General features: G+C 73.0%; 16 protein-coding genes. 8 read left to right on the top strand and 8 right to left on the bottom strand.

The genetic code is table 11. The annotated features are described in order from the left end of the window. Positions 1-4 precede the first annotated feature (4 nt). Positions 5-391: a CBS domain-containing protein gene (locus tag Cs7R123_RS08280; RefSeq protein ID WP_212824827.1), complete on the top strand. Its 387-nt coding sequence runs from the start codon at positions 5-7 to the stop codon at positions 389-391. A gap of 96 nt (positions 392-487) precedes the next feature. Beyond that, positions 488-1,189: an ATP-binding protein gene (locus Cs7R123_RS08275; protein WP_212824825.1), complete on the top strand. Its 702-nt coding sequence runs from the start codon at positions 488-490 to the stop codon at positions 1,187-1,189. Positions 1,190-1,359: 170 nt separating this feature from the next. Here Cs7R123_RS08275 and Cs7R123_RS08270 read toward each other — a convergent pair whose 3' ends face one another. The 3 genes from Cs7R123_RS08270 to Cs7R123_RS08260 all read right to left on the bottom strand — a co-directional run bounded on the left by Cs7R123_RS08270 (position 1,360) and on the right by Cs7R123_RS08260 (position 4,674). Continuing rightward, positions 1,360-2,718: a cytochrome P450 gene (locus Cs7R123_RS08270; protein WP_212824823.1), complete on the bottom strand. Its 1,359-nt coding sequence runs from the start codon at positions 2,716-2,718 to the stop codon at positions 1,360-1,362. A gap of 132 nt (positions 2,719-2,850) precedes the next feature. Beyond that, on the bottom strand, positions 2,851-3,930 hold the full coding sequence (locus Cs7R123_RS08265; RefSeq protein WP_244871689.1) for a Gfo/Idh/MocA family protein: 1,080 nt from the start codon (positions 3,928-3,930) through the stop codon (positions 2,851-2,853). Between the two features lie 18 nt (positions 3,931-3,948). Beyond that, complete coding sequence (locus Cs7R123_RS08260) at positions 3,949-4,674, bottom strand: hypothetical protein (RefSeq protein ID WP_212824821.1); 726 nt, start codon at positions 4,672-4,674, stop codon at positions 3,949-3,951. A gap of 118 nt (positions 4,675-4,792) precedes the next feature. Between Cs7R123_RS08260 and Cs7R123_RS08255 the strand changes: the two genes are divergently transcribed. Continuing rightward, a complete protein-coding gene (locus Cs7R123_RS08255) occupies positions 4,793-5,566 on the top strand; it encodes an SDR family NAD(P)-dependent oxidoreductase (protein ID WP_212824819.1) in 774 nt (257 codons plus the stop codon). 52 nt (positions 5,567-5,618) lie between these two features. On the opposite strand, the gene Cs7R123_RS08250 is transcribed toward Cs7R123_RS08255, so the two are convergent. The 3 genes from Cs7R123_RS08250 to Cs7R123_RS08240 all read right to left on the bottom strand — a co-directional run bounded on the left by Cs7R123_RS08250 (position 5,619) and on the right by Cs7R123_RS08240 (position 8,940). Further along, the gene (locus tag Cs7R123_RS08250) at positions 5,619-6,803 is read right to left on the bottom strand and encodes a pectate lyase (RefSeq protein WP_212824817.1); all 1,185 of its coding nucleotides are present in this window, start codon (positions 6,801-6,803) and stop codon (positions 5,619-5,621) included. A 690-nt stretch (positions 6,804-7,493) separates the two neighbouring features. After that, positions 7,494-8,453: a hypothetical protein gene (locus Cs7R123_RS08245; RefSeq protein WP_212824815.1), complete on the bottom strand. Its 960-nt coding sequence runs from the start codon at positions 8,451-8,453 to the stop codon at positions 7,494-7,496. Continuing rightward, on the bottom strand, positions 8,446-8,940 hold the full coding sequence (locus Cs7R123_RS08240; protein ID WP_212824813.1) for an RNA polymerase sigma factor: 495 nt from the start codon (positions 8,938-8,940) through the stop codon (positions 8,446-8,448). The genes Cs7R123_RS08245 and Cs7R123_RS08240 overlap by 8 nt, the downstream gene beginning before the upstream one ends. Positions 8,941-9,255: 315 nt before the next feature. Between Cs7R123_RS08240 and Cs7R123_RS08235 the strand changes: the two genes are divergently transcribed. Together Cs7R123_RS08235 and Cs7R123_RS08230 are read left to right on the top strand one after the other, a co-directional pair. Beyond that, a complete protein-coding gene (locus Cs7R123_RS08235; RefSeq protein WP_212824811.1) occupies positions 9,256-9,570 on the top strand; it encodes a hypothetical protein in 315 nt (104 codons plus the stop codon). Between the two features lie 10 nt (positions 9,571-9,580). Continuing rightward, the gene (locus Cs7R123_RS08230) at positions 9,581-9,892 is read left to right on the top strand and encodes a hypothetical protein (RefSeq protein ID WP_212824805.1); all 312 of its coding nucleotides are present in this window, start codon (positions 9,581-9,583) and stop codon (positions 9,890-9,892) included. A 1-nt stretch (position 9,893) separates the two neighbouring features. On the opposite strand, the gene Cs7R123_RS08225 is transcribed toward Cs7R123_RS08230, so the two are convergent. Beyond that, positions 9,894-10,775 (bottom strand): LysR family transcriptional regulator ArgP, encoded by an 882-nt coding sequence (locus tag Cs7R123_RS08225; protein ID WP_212829008.1) that lies wholly within the window; start codon positions 10,773-10,775, stop codon positions 9,894-9,896. Positions 10,776-10,852: 77 nt separating this feature from the next. On the opposite strand from Cs7R123_RS08225, the gene Cs7R123_RS08220 reads away from it, so the two are divergent. From Cs7R123_RS08220 to Cs7R123_RS08210, 3 genes are all read left to right on the top strand, one after another. After that, complete coding sequence (locus tag Cs7R123_RS08220; protein ID WP_212824803.1) at positions 10,853-11,449, top strand: LysE/ArgO family amino acid transporter; 597 nt, start codon at positions 10,853-10,855, stop codon at positions 11,447-11,449. 225 nt (positions 11,450-11,674) lie between these two features. Then, positions 11,675-12,376 (top strand): TetR/AcrR family transcriptional regulator, encoded by a 702-nt coding sequence (locus Cs7R123_RS08215; protein ID WP_212824801.1) that lies wholly within the window; start codon positions 11,675-11,677, stop codon positions 12,374-12,376. A 17-nt stretch (positions 12,377-12,393) separates the two neighbouring features. Further along, a complete protein-coding gene (locus tag Cs7R123_RS08210; RefSeq protein ID WP_212824799.1) occupies positions 12,394-13,521 on the top strand; it encodes an NAD(P)/FAD-dependent oxidoreductase in 1,128 nt (375 codons plus the stop codon). Between the two features lie 45 nt (positions 13,522-13,566). On the opposite strand, the gene Cs7R123_RS08205 is transcribed toward Cs7R123_RS08210, so the two are convergent. After that, the gene (locus Cs7R123_RS08205; protein ID WP_244871688.1) at positions 13,567-14,985 is read right to left on the bottom strand and encodes a pectate lyase; all 1,419 of its coding nucleotides are present in this window, start codon (positions 14,983-14,985) and stop codon (positions 13,567-13,569) included. Positions 14,986-15,040 lie beyond the last annotated feature (55 nt).

The raw sequence follows: 15,040 nt of genomic DNA, 5'->3' as shown, positions 1-15,040 counted from the left end.
TGTTATGGACATGCTCATGGTCCGCGACATCATGACCGGGGCGCCGATCCACGTGGACCGCCAGGCCCCGATGGTCGACGTGGCCCGCCTGATGCGCGAGCACGGCATCGACGACGTGCTGGTCACCGACGGAGACAAGCTGCTGGGCGTGGTCACCGCACGCGACCTCGTGCTCGCGCTGGCCGACGATCTCGACCCGCACAACACCACCGCCGAGGACCTGGCCGGCCCGGAGCCGATCTCGGTGCACGCCGAGGACGGCGTGGACGAGGCGGTGCGCCTGATGCGGGCGCACGAGCTGCACCGGCTGCCGGTGCTGGAGGCCGAACGGGTCGTCGGCATGGTGACCTGGATCGACGTCGACCGGCCGACCGGGCGCGCCGACCGGTAGCCGGGCTGCCGGACCGGGCGCGGCGGGGACGGGCGGGTGCTCGTTAACCTCGGTGTGGCGGGATTAGCCGCCGGCCGCCCCGGGGATTCAGGAGACATGTCGACACTGGTGTGCCATGTCCGGCGTCACCTGCCGATCGCGGAGATCGTGGTGGCGGGCACACTCGACGACTCGACGGTGATCCACGTCGGGGTGGCGCTCAGCGACTGCCTGGCCGATCAGCCCGACGCGGTGGTGCTGGACCTGGCCGGAGTGCGCTGCGTCGACGAGCGCCTGGCGGCCTGGCTGCGGGGCATGGCCCAGACGGCCCGGCACTGGCCGGGTGCGCCGCTGCTGGTCGCGGCCTCGGCGGTGCGCCTGCCCGCCGACGACGGCATCACCGCGTACGACGATGCCGAAGCGGCCCTGGCCGCGGCCGCCGCGCTGCCGGTCGCCCCGCGCCGCACCGTGACCCTGCCACCGCTGCCCAGCAGCTGCGGCACGGCCCGCGACCTGGCCGGGCAGGCCTGCCAGGACTTCGGCGTGCCCCGGCTGGCGCAGCTGGTGCGCCTGCTGGCCTCCGAACTGACCGCCAACGCGGTCGTACACGCCCGCACCGAGCTGCGGCTGACCGTGCGCCGCACCGCCGCCGGAGTGGACCTGGCCGTCCGCGACCGCGACCCGTTCCTGCCCCAGGCGCCCGGCCCCGACGACCGGGGCGGCGGCCTGGAGCTGGTCTCCGCGCTGGCCGGCTCGTGGGGCAGCATGCTGACCAGCGACGGCAAGGTGGTCTGGGCCCGCACCGGCCCGGCCGCCTGACCGCCACCTGACCACCGCACCGCCGCACCGCCGCGTCCCGAAGACCCCAAGATCCGCCGAGTTGCCGGGCAGTCGGGCGTATCACGGCCGCTCCTGTGCCCGATTGCCCGGCAACTCGGCCGGGTCCGGCAACTCGGCGGGTGAAGTGGGCGAAGTGGGCGGCGAGCCGGTTACGGGACCAGGCGCAGGCGTAGGCCGAAGTGGTCCAGGTTTACGGGAAGGGGCAGGTCCGGGCTGAGCGACGGGCCGGACAGCAGGCGCGGCTCGCGGTCGCGCAGCAGCACTGCCAGGATCGCGGTGGTCGTCAGCAGCACCAGGTTGCGCCCCGGGCAGCGGCCCGGGCCGGCGCTGAACGACACCGTCGACCACTCGTCATGGCCGTTGGCGTCGATCCACCGCGCCGGTTCGAAGCGGTGCGCGTAGGGCAGGGTCTGGTCGTCCCGGTGCAGGAACGGGGCGTACACCAGGAACGAGGTGCGCGCGGGCAACAGCCCGCCGCCCCAGCGGGTCGGCCTGGTGCCCTCGCGCAGGATCGCCGGGGTGGTCGGCCACAGCCGGAGCGTCTCCAGCACGCAGGCGCGCAGTCGCGGCAGGCGGTGCGGGGACTCGCCCGGCCGCAGGTCGGCGGCTGCCCACGCCCGCTGGGCGGGGTGCACGGCCAGCATGGCCAGGGTGCGCAAGACGGTCGCGGCGGCCGCGTCATAGGCGAACAGCCAGTGCGGGACCTGGCCGTACGGGTCCACGACCGGTTCGGGCGGCGGCAGCAGCGAGGCGAGGCTGCCCGGCTCGCGCCGGGCCAGGTGCGCGTTCAGCCGCCGCTGGAACCGCTGCCGCACCCCGTCCTGCCGGGGCCGCAGCTGCGCCCAGTTGGCGTCGCGGCGCAGCATGGACAGCAGGTCGAGCAGCTCGTCGTCGTCGCGGGCGGCGTCGCCGAGCACGATGCGCCGCACCGCCCGCCAGTACGCCGTGGCGAACCGGTCCCAGGCCAGCCGCCCGCCCATCTGCTCGCGCAGCGGCGCGATCTCCTCGGAGATCTTGGCGGTGATCGCCGCGGCGAGGTGGTGCACCGGCAGGTCGGCGTCGAGCGCCCGCTCGTTGACCGCCCGGCGCGGCGCGCGCAGCGCCCCCGGGGTGATCAGCAGCCCGTGCGGCTGGAACCGCGACAGTGCGGCGGTCTTCTCGACCGTGGCCGGGCTGTATGGCTCGGTGTCGGACAGCAGGGTGCGTACCGCGTCGGTGGACAGGGCCAGCACCAGCGGGCGGCCGGGGTTGCGCAGGCGCAGGGCGCCGCCGCCGTACCGGCCGCGCAGCCGCTGCATGAGCCGCACCGCCCGCGCGTCCGGCTGCCACCAGCGTCCGGCCAGCGTGACCAGCCGCCGCCGGATGACCAGGCCCTGCGCCACGGTCGGCAGCAGCAGGATCCGCGCGACCCGCAGCGTGTCGCCGACACCGGCCCGTGACAGCCGCACCTGCCCGCCGCCCGCCGCACCGCCCCTGACCTGCTCCCGTTCCCGTTCCTCGACCCGCACGCCCCCACGCTATGCGGGCCGACCGGGCCCCACGCCGCTTTCGCGGAACCAGGGCGGGGCGGTGATCGCGATCGTCGGTCAGAAGCTGCGCTCAGCGCAAGGGATCTGACCGACGATCGCGATCACTTCGCCTCAGGCCGCCCAGGGTTCCGTGCCGACCGGGACCGTGCGGCCGGTGCGGACCGACTCGTCGATGGCGAGGCTGATCAGGTGGTCCTGGCAGGCGTCGGCCAGCGGGTACGGCGGTTCGGCCTCGTCGCGGCACCAGCGGCCGGTGGCCTCCAGGATGGACGCGATCGCGATCTCCTCATCGGACAGCCGCGCCCCGGCGTAGGCGTTGCGGTACACCACCGCGCCGTCGAAACTGACGTGGTCGAGGTCGAAGCCCTCCAGGTTGAGGTCGCGGCCGCTGTGGCGGCGGCGCAGCTCAGACTCGACCGGCCGGTGGTCCAGCAGCCGCACGACCCGGTCGTCGACCAGCTCGCCGAGGCTGCCGCGCACCACGATGCGGCGGCTGCGCAGCGGGTTCCACCACTGGTTGTCGGTGAAGTCGTACAGCCCGCTGCGGCCGTCGCCGAAGTCGATCGTGGCCAGCGTGGTCGTCGCCGGGCGCGGGGTGGCGTCGTCGCGCCACCCGGCCGGGACCAGCGGGTCGGCCAGCGGCGCGGTGAACGCCCGCGCCTGCACGCTCGCCGGGTCCAGGCCGACGCCGAGCATGCCGCGCAGCATCGACACCGCGTGGTAGCCGTGCGTCGAGGACACCTGCGCCGAGGTCGGGGTGCCGATCACGCCGGAGCGCAGCACGGCCAGCCGGGCGGCGTGGTCGGGCAGCAGCAGGTACTGCTCGGCGACCTGCACCTGCCGAGCCGCGCCGACGCTGTCCCACAGCGCCCGCAGCCCGGCCGGGTCGGGGGCGGGCGGCGTCTCCGACAGCACCGGCAGCCCCCGCCCGACCAGCGCCTCGACCAGGCCGGGGTTGACCTCCCACGGCACCGACGTGATCACGTACTCGGGGTCGCCGGTGCGCAGCAGCTCGTCGAGGTCCTGCACGACCGGCAGCCGCCACTGGGCGGCGACCTCGGCGGCGGCCTGCGCCGAACGGGTCATCACCCCGGTGACCTGGAGCCGGTCGGGCATCAGTGCCGCCAGCTTGAAGAAGAACTGCGCGCGCCAACCGCGCCCGATCACCGCGTACCGGATGGGTTCTGCCATCGGCGTAATGTACGGCACTCAGCCGGTGACCGCCGGGGCCAGCCTCGCGGTCGCGGTCGGGTCGGTGCCGCTCGGATACGGCGGGAACGAATTCGAGTACGGCAGCCGCTCCGGCACCCCGGCCTGCACGCCCCAGTGCTCGGCGATCATCGCGTGCTCCAGCCGGAACAGGTCGTAGAACGCCGTCGGCCGCCCGCCCACCGTGCCCGTGCAGATCGTCAGCGCGAACTCGCCGTCGGCCACGGTCAGGTGCCGCCGCTCGTAGCGGACGTCCTGGTCGCGCAGCTGCTCCCACCACCCGCCGATGCCGTCGGCCACGCCGGGGCGGTGCTGCTTCAGGCCGGTCGTCACGAACCGGCACAGGTGCTCGAAGTCGCGCGGCACCAGCACGTTGTCGACCAGGTAGTCGACCACGCGGCGGCTGGTCGACGACTGGCGCGGCTGGCTGACCGTACGCGGGCCGCCGATCTCGTCCTGGCCACCCGGCCGGGCCAGCGGCTGGAGCACGCTCCAGTGCTCGGCGGGCACCCCGTCGGCCATCCGGAAGATGTCGAAGCCCACGAAACCGGGACCCATGTTCGGATAGAGGCTGTGTACGGCGACCACGTCGCCGCAGGTGAGCACACGTACGCACACGCAGCCGCCGTCGGCGGCCCAGTCGGCGAGCAGGTCGCCGGGTTCCGGAACGGGTTCGCGGCGCTCGTGCTGCGCCACCGCGGTGCGGTTGCGGTGCTCGCCCCTCATCGTGCCTCCCGGGGGTTGTCGTGGCCGCGTCCGCATAGACGCGAGCGATCGCGTACCCGGCGTCCGCGACGCCTAAACCACGTGGGTAGCGTTTTCACTCCAGACAGTGGAGGAAGTCATGAGCAGCATCTTCGTGACCGGATCGGCCGACGGCATCGGCCTGGAGACCGCCCGCACGCTTGCGCGCGACGGCCACCGCGTCGTCCTGCACGCCCGGAACGAGGCCCGGGCCGACCAGGTGCGCGCGGCGGTGCCGGACGCGGCCGCGGTCGTGGTGGGCGACGTCTCCGAGCTTACCCAGACCCGGGCGCTGGCGCTCGCGGCTAACGCGCTCGGGCCGTACGACAGCGTGGTCCACAACGTGGGCGTCGGCGGCGGGGCGGCGCACCGCGAGGTGACCCCCGACGGCATCGAGCGGATATTCGCCGTCAACGTGCTGGCGCCGTACCTGCTGACGGCCCTGATGCCCGCGCCGGGCCGCCTGGTCTACCTGACCTCGGGCCTGGAGGCGGGCGGCCGCGCCGACCTCGACGACCCGCAGTACGCGCGCAGGCCCTGGGACGGCATGCAGGCCTACAGCGACTCCAAGCTGTACGACGTCGCGCTCGCGTTCGCCGTCGCCCGGCTGTGGCCGGGCACCCTCAGCAACGCCGTCGACCCGGGCTGGATCAAGACCCGGATGGGCGGCCAGAACGCCGTCGACGAGCTGCCCGACGGCGCCGAGACGCAGGTGTGGCTGGCCGCGGCGCCGGAGTCGGAGGTCGGGTTCACCGGCCGCTATCTCAAGCGCCGCCGGGACCTCAAGGCCAACCCGGCCGCGTACGACCTGTCGGTGCAGGACCGCCTGCTGGCCCTGTGCGCGGAGCTGACCGGACAGGAACTGCCGCGCTGAACCGCGTCCCGCGGCCGGGCGCCCGAGGCGGACGCCCGGCCGCGGTCAGCATCTACCGCTGGATGATGTCGGTGGGGTTGTAGAAGCAGTTGACGCCGTCGGCGCCGCTGCCGATGTGGGTGGGTTCGCTGCCCTTGGGTGCGCCTTTGTATTTGTCGCAGATGATGGTGCTGGTGCTGTAGACGTTGATGCGGGTGAAGCGGGCGGTGTCGCCCCAGTTGGTGTTGATGCCGGCTACGACGCTGGTGGTCTTGACCCAGACGTTGTCGATGACGACGTTGCGCTGGTAGCTGTTGGTGCAGTTGCCGCAGGCGCGGTAGAGCTTGCCGGCGTTTTCGACGTAGAAGCCGCTGATGTTGACGGTGCCGTTGCCGTTGTGCTGGAACACCTTGTCGGAGGCGGATTTGGCGCCTCCGCCGATGATGTAGGAGGTGCCGCCGTTGGTCTGGAGGAAGGTGGCGGCGTCTTCGCCGACGTCTTCCCACCAGACGTTTTGGATGGTGCAGGTGCCCAGGCAGTGGATGCCGTCTCCGGCGGGGGAGCCGAGGATGACGTTTTTGATGGTGGCGCCGTTGGCGAGTTCGAACATGGGGTCTTGGCTTTCGGATTGTCCGCCGTCGCCGATGCAGCAGTAGCGTTTCATGCCGCCGTCGAACACGCCGCTGACCTGGATGGTGCCGTTGGGCAGGCCGGCGTCACCGGACTTCGTCGGCCACGTCGGGACGGTGCCCGGATTGGACGACGGGGAAGGCGTCACCGAGCGCGACGGGCTGGGGGCCGTGCTGCGGGTGGCGCTCGGCGCCGGGCTGGTCACCGATCCGGTGCAGACCGTCCCGTTGAGGGTGAACGAGGCGGGCACCGGGTTGGCCGAGTTGTTCCAGGAGCCGTTGAACCCGACGCTGACCGTGCCGTTGGTCGGGATGGCGGCGGTGTAGTCGACGTTGCGGGCGGTGACCGCGCCGCTGGCGGGGTTCGCGGTGAACCCCCACGCCTGGGTCACGGCCTGGCCCGCGGTGAACGTCCAGTTCAGGGTCCAGCCGTTGACGGCCGAGCCGAGGTTGGTGATGGCGATGTTGGCGCTGAACCCGCCCGGCCACTGGGACGTGACCGAGTAGGCGACCTGGCAGCCGCTGGCGGCCTGGGCGGCGGGGGCGGCCATGAGCGCCCCGGCGGTCAGGGCTGTCAGCAGTGCCGCGGCTGAGGCGAGCAGCGCCGTACGGCGCCGTCGTGGGTACATGGGGGAGTCTCCCGAGGTGAGTGGGGGTGCGCCCGCCCGTCTGCCGGACGGGCGCTTCGACTCCCCTGCCCAGGGGTCGGCGGCGGCTGCCGGCAGGGCGCTGAGACATCGATACGGCTCCCTGCAATGCATCGTACGGCAAGCGTTTTCCACCGGGAAGGCCCACATCGCCCTCCCGCGCCCCCGCCCCCGCCCCGACCCTGGCCCCGCCCCCACCCGTTGATCATGAACTTATGGCGGGGTTCGACGGTGTGTCGCCACCCTGGCGCCGTGATCGACTCGGCTGGATGGGGTGGTGGGGCCGGGCCCGACCGCAGAAGGTGACCGCAGGCGGCGATCTCCGCGTGAAGATCGCTGTCGTCGGTCAAGACCTGGGCGTGGACCGCTGGGGGTGACCGGAAACTGCGATCTCTGCGCGAAGATCGCTGGCTGCGGTCGGAGCTGGCCGCCAGGATCTCCGCAGGGTCCGGGGGGAAGGCGTCTCCCTGTGGCGCGATCCATAGACGCTGGCCAATTACGTCGACTCCAAGAAGATCATCTTCTATGTAATAGGCCAGCGTCTATGAAGAAGAGGTGGGCGGTCTATGAAGAAGGGGTGGGTGGTCTATGAAGGAGGGGTGGGTTGGGGCTGGGGGTGGGTCGGGATGGCGGAGGGCCCGCCCCCGGTGCGCGGCCGGTCCCGTCGGCGGTTCACGCCCGGCGTACCCGGTAGGCGGCGGCCGACACCTTGAACGCCTCCTGGTCCGGGTCGAGTTCGACGGTCAGCGGCCCGCCCCGCGCATCATCCAGGCGCAGCGTGACCAGCTGCGGAGACGACGTGCAAGGCACCTCGGCCGTGTCCGTCGAGCCGCCGAGGATCAGCCGGACGGTGACGACGCCCGCCCCGGCGCAGGCTACGTCCAGGCGCAACGACCCGGACGTCACCGCCTCGTCGACGTCGCGGCGAGTCGCGTTCAGCTCACCCGAGCCGCGGCTCAGGAACGGTCCGGTCGCGGACAGGAAGGCCTGCTCGGCACGGATGAGGTTGGGGTTGGTCACGGTGACGGCGATGCCTGAGTGCCCGCCCGCCCGATCGTCTCCGCTGAACGTGATGGTGGCCGCGCTGACCGCGGTCAGCGCGACCGTCAACTGGGTGACCGTCTCGTCGCAGGGCACGGACACGTAACGGTGGCTGTCGGCGGCCTCCCAGCGCAGCCGGACCTGCCCGGCGCCGCCGACGCAGACCGCCCGCAGGGTGTACTCGCCGAGCGGCAGCGGGTCCTGCGGGGTGCCGAACGAGTAGCTGAAGCCGCTGACCCCGGCACCGACCGGCCCGAAGAGCATGCCGGGTCGTGCCTGCTCCGGAAGGTAGCCGAGGATGCGCAGCGCCCGCACGCCGAGCGGCTGTAGCTGCTCGTCGGTCAGGGGCGGGGACGACGGCGCAGCCGACGGCCCGGCGGGCTCGGTGGTGCGGGTCGCCCGTACGCCCGCGGTATAGGCGCCCGCGGCCAGCGCGATCGCGGCGATCGCGGCGAGCACGCCGGTACGGGCGGTACGGCGCCGCTGCACGGTGCGCCGGGCCGCCGCCGCCCCCGGCACCACGACCTCGTGCGGCGCCTCCAGCCGGAACTGGAAGAACGCCTCGGTCATCGGGTCGGTCTGCTCAGGCATCGCGGGCCTCCTCGGCGTCCGGGGCGGGCTGGAGCTGCCCGGCCAGCGCGGTACGCGCCCGGTGCAGCCACGACTTCACGGTGCCGGTCGACACCTGCATCGACACGGCGATGTCGGCCACCGACTGGTCGGCCAGGTAGTGCAGCACCACCGCCTGCCGGGGCTGCGGCGACAGCGTGCGCAGCGCGGCGAACAGCGCGACGCGGTCCGGGCTCGGCGCCGGGACCTGCTCCTCCCGGTGCCTGCGCCGGAACGCCGCGGCGACCTTCAGCCGCCGGAAGTGCGAGGTGGCGAGGTTCCAGGCGACCCGGCGCACCCAGGCGACCGGGTCGTCGTACGCGCTGACGTCGCGCCAGCGGGCCAGCGCCCGGCAGAACGCCTCCTGGGTGACGTCCTGCGCCTCCTGCCGGTCCCCGAGGTACGCGTAAAGCTGCGCCGTCAGCGAGGTGAAGTGCGCCGCGTACAGCGCGTCGAAGTCGTGCCCCATGCCTGCCCTCCCCGGGTCGCGGAGCGGCACCGGCCCAGGCCGATGGAGGCTACCGCCCACCGGGGGCGGCACCACCCCTGCTGTCACGTCCACGGCGCCCGTCCCGTCCGATCCCCGCCGGCCCCCGCTGGGCCGGTCGCGGACTACACGGCATCCCCGCCCGTACGGTTGCGGCCCCGGCCGGAAGATTTTCGACGCATGAATCGACGCAATTTTTCGATTCGGCCGCCAGCCTGCTCGCCGGAGTCCGACGATGCAGGTGAAGCCCGTGTCGGCCGGGGTCGAGCCCGGCGGGGATGGTGAGGGGGTCCGGTCATGGGGTTCGACGAGAAGCTGAGCAATGTGTCCCGGCGCCTGGCCGGTCGCGCCACGCACCTGGCCGGGGTGATCACCGGCAACACGCACTGGGAGATGGCCGGGTACGCGGTCTGGGCCTCGGCGGTCGAGGAGGAGATCCGGGAGAAGGGCAAGGACGCCCGCAAGGCCGTCGACGCCGTCGCCTTCGCCCGCTACGAAGCCGACCCGGCCCGCGAAGCCGACCCGGCCCGCCCGGCCCGCGCCGCGGCGGTCCCGGGGGCAGACGGGCGCGCCGACGCCCTTCGGTATGGTCTGACCGCCCCGAGAACCTGAGGAGACGTACATGTCGCGGCTGCGGCTGATCCTGACCGTGGTGCCGTGGTGGCAGCTCGTGCTGCTCGGTTTGGCCGCCATCGGCGGTGCGGCGTACCTGTACGACTACCTCGACCAGCAGGAGCACCGGGGCGGCATGATCATGCTGCCCAGCCCGGCCATGCTGCTGTACGCCGCGGGCGGCAAGACGCTGCTCGCCGGTGTCACGGCCGGCCTGGGCGCCGCGCTCATCGGGTACGCCGCCTGGCGCGGTCTGCGCGCCCGTGCGGCGGACAGGGTCGCGGCCGTCGCCGAGCCGCAGCCCGTCATCGAGGTCCGCTGAGTCAGTCCAGGGCGGTGGCCGCGACCGCCCGCACCGCCCCGGTGAGGGCGGTCAGCGCCGCCGACTCCAGGCGCCAGTGCTGCCAGTACAGCGGCACGCTCACCCGGCGTCCGGGCGTCAGCTGCTCGTAGCGCCCGGCGGCGAGGTCGTCGCCGCAGAAGCGCTCGGGCGCCATCCCCCAGCCCAGGCCGAGCCGGATCGCCTCGTTGAAGGCGCCCACCGCCGGGACGTAGTGGACCGGCGGGTCCAGCCGCCGCCGGGTCACCGTACGCAGGAAGCGGTGCTGGAGCTGGTCGCGCCGGTTGAGCACCAGCATCGGCGCGGCTGCCAGGGCCTGCTCGGTCACGCCGTCGGCGAACCAGGCCGCGCGCAGCGCCGGGCTGGCCACCGCCACGTAGTGCATCGTGCCCAGCCGTTGGACCCGGCACCCCTGCACCGGCACGTGCTGGGCGGTCACCGCCGCCATCGCCGTGCCGCCGCGCAGCAGGTCGGCGGTGTACTCCTGGTCGTCCTGGTGCACGTCGAACAGCAGCCGCAGCCCCGGCGGCAGCGCGGCCAGCGCGGGCAGGAACCAGGTGGCCAGCGAGTCGGCGTTGACGACGATCGGCACCCGGGTCCAGTCGGCGCCCCCGCCGCCGCGCGCGGTGTCCAGCGCCTCCCGCTCCAGCAGGGCCAGCTGCCCCGCCAGGCGCAGCAGCGGCTCGCCCGCCTCGGTCGCCCGGCAGGGCTTTGCCCGGCGCACCAGCACCTGGCCCGCCGCCTGCTCCAGCGCCTTGATGCGCTGGCTCACCGCCGACGGGGTGAGGCTGAGCGCGCGGGCGGCGGCGTCGAAGCTGCCCTCCCGCACCACGGCCGCGAACGTCTCCAGCTGCGCCGAGTCCAGGGTCACATAAGCGATGCTAATGGTTGGTAAGAATCATTAGCTGGAGTGTGGCGGTGCTGGTCCGTACCGTCGAACGCATGATCGCTTCGCTGCTGGCCGGGTTCACCTCATCGATGGCGCTGATCGTCGCCATCGGCAGCCAGAACGCCTTCGTGCTGCGCCAGGGGCTGCGCCGCGAGCACGTGCTGGCGGTCGTGCTGACCTGCGCGCTGTCGGACGCGCTGCTGATCACTGTCGGAGTCGGCGGGCTGGGCGCGGCCGTGGCCGCCGCGCCGGGGCTGCTGGCCGCGGTCCGCTGGGGCGGAGCGGCGTTCCTGCTCGGGTACGCCGTGCTGGCCGCCCGCCGCGCGCTGCGCCCCGGGACGCTGCGGGCCCGCGACGGCGCGGGCAGCACCCTGCGCGCCACCATGCTCGCCTGCCTGGCCTTCACCTTCCTCAACCCGCACGTGTACCTGGACACCGTGCTGCTGCTCGGCGGCCTGGCCAGCCAGCAGGACTTCCGCTGGCTGTTCGCGGCCGGGGCGGCTCTGGCCAGCGCGGTCTGGTTCACCGGCCTCGGCGCGGGCGCCCACCGGCTGGCCCCCGTCCTGGCCCGCCCGATCACCTGGCGCGTCCTGGACGGCGTCATCGCCCTGACCATGACCGCCATCGCCCTCGGCCTCCTCCTCTCCTGACCCCACCCCCACCCACCCCGCCACCGCTCGCGCCCGCGAGGCGTGAGAGCGCGCCGCAAGTTGCCGGGCAATCGGGCGTATCGCGACCTGCGGAACGCCCGATTGCCCGGCAACTTGGCCGATCTTGGCACTTGGCCGATCTTGAGGGGTGGCGGCGCTGGTGATGTGGCGAACATGTTCGCTACGAACTTGTTCGGAACGAACATGTTCGTTAACGTGGTGGGCATGGCAGAGACACCAGCCCGGCGCAGCCGCCGGGAACGCCCGGCGAAAGCCGCCCTGACCAGGGACGGCATCGTCGCCACCGCGGTGGCGCTGATGCGGGCCGAGGGTCTGGAGCGGGTCACGATGCGGCGGCTGGCCGAGGAACTCGACACAGGCGCCGCCTCGCTGTACGTCTACGTGCGCAACACCGCCGAGCTGCACGCGGCCGTGCTCGACGAGCGCCTCGGCGTCGTCGACCTCGGACCGGTGGCGGAGCGGGGCGACTGGCGGGAGCGGCTGGAGCGGGTGCTGCTGTCGTACACCCGGGTGCTGTTCGACCATCCGGGGCTGGCGCAGTCGGCGCTGGTCACCCGGCCCACCGGGCCGCACTACCTCAACCTGATCGAGGGGCTGCTGGCGCTGCTCGACGCGGGCGGCGTCGCCCCGGCGCGGGCCGCCTGGGCCGTCGACGTGCTGCTGCTGTACGCCACCGCCAACGCCGCCGAACACGCCACCCGCACCCGCGCGGGCACCACCGAGCACGACTGGGACGAGCTCACCGTCGCGCTGCGCGGCGTGTCCGCCGACACCCACCCGCGCCTGGCCGCGCTGGGCACCGAACTGCTGTCCGGCTCGGGCGGCGACCGCCTGCGCTGGGGCCTGCGCGTCCAGATCAACGGCGTGCTGCACACGGACCTGCCCGACGGCGACGACCACCACTGAACAGGAAGTAGCACGACATGACCGCACACCACCCCATCGCGATCGTCGGCGCCGGTCTCGGCGGCCTCACCCTCGCCCGCGTCCTGCACGTCAACGGCGTCGAGGCGGCCGTCTTCGACCTCGACGCCGGACCGCACGCCCGCCGCCAGGGCGGCGTGCTCGACATCCACGAGGACTCCGGGCAGGCGGCGCTGGCCGCCGCGGGACTCATGGACCCGTTCCAGCAGATCATCCACCCCGGCGCCGAGGCGATGCGCGTCTACGACCGCCACGGCTTCCTGCACCACGAGGACTCCGGCGAGATCGGCCGTCCCGAGGTCAGCCGGGGCGACCTGCGCGACCTGCTGCTGAACAGCCTGCCCGCGGGCACCGTCCGGTGGGGCGCCAAGGCCGTCGCCGTCCGGCCGCTGCACGGCGGCCGCCACGAGGTGACGCTGGCCGACGGCACCGCGTTCACCACGGACCTGCTGGTCGGGGCCGACGGCGCCTGGTCGCGGGTGCGCCCGCTGGTGTCGGCCGCCGCGCCGGTCTACTCCGGACTGTCCTTCGTCGAGGTCCGTATCGAGGATGCCCGCAACCGGTACCCCGACAGCTTCGACCTGCTCAGCCCGGGGCTGACCTTCGCGCTCGACGACGGCCGCGGCCTGCTGTCGCACCGCGAGCCCGACGGCACGCTGGAGGTCTACGCGGCGCTGCGCACCCCCGCCGACTGGGCGGGCAGCATCGACTTCAGCGCTCCGGACACCGTCAAGAAGCTGCTGCTGGAGCGGTTCGACGGGTGGGACGCACGGCTGCGGGCGCTGATCGAGCGCGCCGACGGCGAGCTGGTGCCCCGGCCCATCCACGCGCTGCCGGTCGGCCACCGCTGGGACCGGGTGCCCGGGGTGACCCTGCTCGGCGACGCCGCGCACCTGATGTCGCCGTTCGCGGGGGAGGGCGCCAACCTGGCCATGCTCGACGGTGCCCAGCTCGCCACGGCACTGGTCGCGCACCCGGGCGAGGTGGAGGCGGCGCTGGCGGCGTACGAGGCGGCGCTGTTCCCGCGCAGCGAGCAGTCCGCCGCCCAGTCGGCCGCCAACCTGGAGCTCTGCTTCGCCCCGGATGCCCCGCAGGGCCTGCTCGACATGTTCGCGCAGCTGGGCTGACCGGTGCCGCCGACCGGGTCAGCCCGGTCGGCGGCACCGAGACGGTTACCGCTGGATGATGTCGGTGGGGTTGTAGAAGCAGTTGACGCCGTCGGCGCCGCTGCCGATGTGGGTGGGTTCGCTGCCCTTGGGTGCGCCTTTGTATTTGTCGCAGATGATGGTGCTGGTGCTGTAGACGTTGATGCGGGTGAAGCGGGCGGTGTCGCCCCAGTTGGTGTTGATGCCGGCTACGACGCTGGTGCTTTTGACCCAGACGTTGTCGATGACGACGTTGCGCTGGTAGCTGTTGGTGCAGTTGCCGCAGGCGCGGTAGAGCTTGCCGGCGTTTTCGACGTAGAAGCCGCTGATGTTGACGGTGCCGTTGCCGTTGTGCTGGAACACCTTGTCGGAGGCGGATTTGGCGCCGCCGCCGATGATGTAGGAGGTGCCGCCGTTGGTCTGGAGGAAGGTGGCGGCGTCTTCGCCGACGTCTTCCCACCAGACGTTTTGGATGGTGCAGGTGCCCAGGCAGTGGATGCCGTCTCCGGCGGGGGAGCCGAGGATGACGTTTTTGATGGTGGCGCCGTTGGCGAGTTCGAACATGGGGTCTTGGCTTTCGGATTGTCCGCCGTCGCCGATGCAGCAGTAGCGTTTCATGCCGCCGTCGAACACGCCGCTGACCTGGATGGTGCCGTTGGGCAGGCCGGCGTCACCGGACTTCGTCGGCCACGTCGGGACGGTGCCCGGGTTGGACGACGGGGCCGGGGACGGCGAGGTGCCCGGCGTACGCGACGCGCTCGGCGCCGGACCGGCGGTGGTCGGGGCGGGGCCGCCCGCGTCGGAGACCACGACGTCGTCGAAGCGGGCCGTGGCGTACGAGGTGACCAGCACGATCCGCCCCGAGGCGAACTGCGAGCTGCTGCCCGAGCCGACCTGCTGCCCGTTGACCCAGCCGGTCAGCGTGGAGCCGCTGACGGTGAGCTGGAGCGTGTACCAGGTGCCGGTGGAGACGGCCAGGTTCACCCCGCCGATCACCGTGACGGCGCTGCCGTCGACCACCTGGAGTTCGGCGCGCCCGCTGTTGAGCAGCGCGAGCTGGTAGCGGGTGGACGAGCCGGTGGACCGGGCGCCCAGTGCCGCGTACCGGCCCGAGCCGCTGAAGCCGGTCGGCTTCACCCGGGCGCTGACGGTGTAGTTCGTCCACGAGGTGCTGCCGCCGAACTGCCGGGCCAGCTCGCTGTCGACCTTGCCCTGCTGGAACACCGATGAGCCGTCGGACACGACCGACCAGTCGCCGCCGGACTTGGTCCAGCCCGACGCCTCCCCGTCGTCGAAGTTGTCCGAGAACAGGGTCGCGGCCAGCGCGACCCCGCCGGTGAGGCTCATCAGGGCCGCGAGCAGCAGCGCCAGCAGCGCGGTGCCGCCCGCCGCGGCCGTGCCGAGCCGTCTGGCCCGTCGATGGCCGGGGATGTACCCGTGTTTCATGGGACCTCCTTGAGGTTGCGCACCCGGTGGTCCGGCACGGCGTGCCGGAGGGCGC

The organism is Catellatospora sp. TT07R-123 (genome assembly GCF_018327705.1).
GTDB lineage: Bacteria > Actinomycetota > Actinomycetes > Mycobacteriales > Micromonosporaceae > Catellatospora.
The sequence above is the reverse complement of the archived record's forward strand: the minus strand, read 5'-3'. Positions and strand labels throughout refer to the sequence as shown.

Coding starts and splice junctions, on each gene's coding strand:
- Cs7R123_RS08205 (WP_244871688.1), bottom strand. CDS start 14,985: ATGAAACACGGGTACATCCCCGGCCATCGACGGGCCAGACGGCTCGGC.
- Cs7R123_RS08250 (WP_212824817.1), bottom strand. CDS start 6,803: ATGTACCCACGACGGCGCCGTACGGCGCTGCTCGCCTCAGCCGCGGCA.
- Cs7R123_RS08220 (WP_212824803.1), top strand. CDS start 10,853: ATGATCGCTTCGCTGCTGGCCGGGTTCACCTCATCGATGGCGCTGATC.
- Cs7R123_RS08280 (WP_212824827.1), top strand. CDS start 5: ATGGACATGCTCATGGTCCGCGACATCATGACCGGGGCGCCGATCCAC.
- Cs7R123_RS08215 (WP_212824801.1), top strand. CDS start 11,675: ATGGCAGAGACACCAGCCCGGCGCAGCCGCCGGGAACGCCCGGCGAAA.
- Cs7R123_RS08245 (WP_212824815.1), bottom strand. CDS start 8,453: ATGCCTGAGCAGACCGACCCGATGACCGAGGCGTTCTTCCAGTTCCGG.
- Cs7R123_RS08230 (WP_212824805.1), top strand. CDS start 9,581: ATGTCGCGGCTGCGGCTGATCCTGACCGTGGTGCCGTGGTGGCAGCTC.
- Cs7R123_RS08275 (WP_212824825.1), top strand. CDS start 488: ATGTCGACACTGGTGTGCCATGTCCGGCGTCACCTGCCGATCGCGGAG.
- Cs7R123_RS08255 (WP_212824819.1), top strand. CDS start 4,793: ATGAGCAGCATCTTCGTGACCGGATCGGCCGACGGCATCGGCCTGGAG.
- Cs7R123_RS08235 (WP_212824811.1), top strand. CDS start 9,256: ATGGGGTTCGACGAGAAGCTGAGCAATGTGTCCCGGCGCCTGGCCGGT.
- Cs7R123_RS08240 (WP_212824813.1), bottom strand. CDS start 8,940: ATGGGGCACGACTTCGACGCGCTGTACGCGGCGCACTTCACCTCGCTG.
- Cs7R123_RS08260 (WP_212824821.1), bottom strand. CDS start 4,674: ATGAGGGGCGAGCACCGCAACCGCACCGCGGTGGCGCAGCACGAGCGC.
- Cs7R123_RS08265 (WP_244871689.1), bottom strand. CDS start 3,930: ATGGCAGAACCCATCCGGTACGCGGTGATCGGGCGCGGTTGGCGCGCG.
- Cs7R123_RS08210 (WP_212824799.1), top strand. CDS start 12,394: ATGACCGCACACCACCCCATCGCGATCGTCGGCGCCGGTCTCGGCGGC.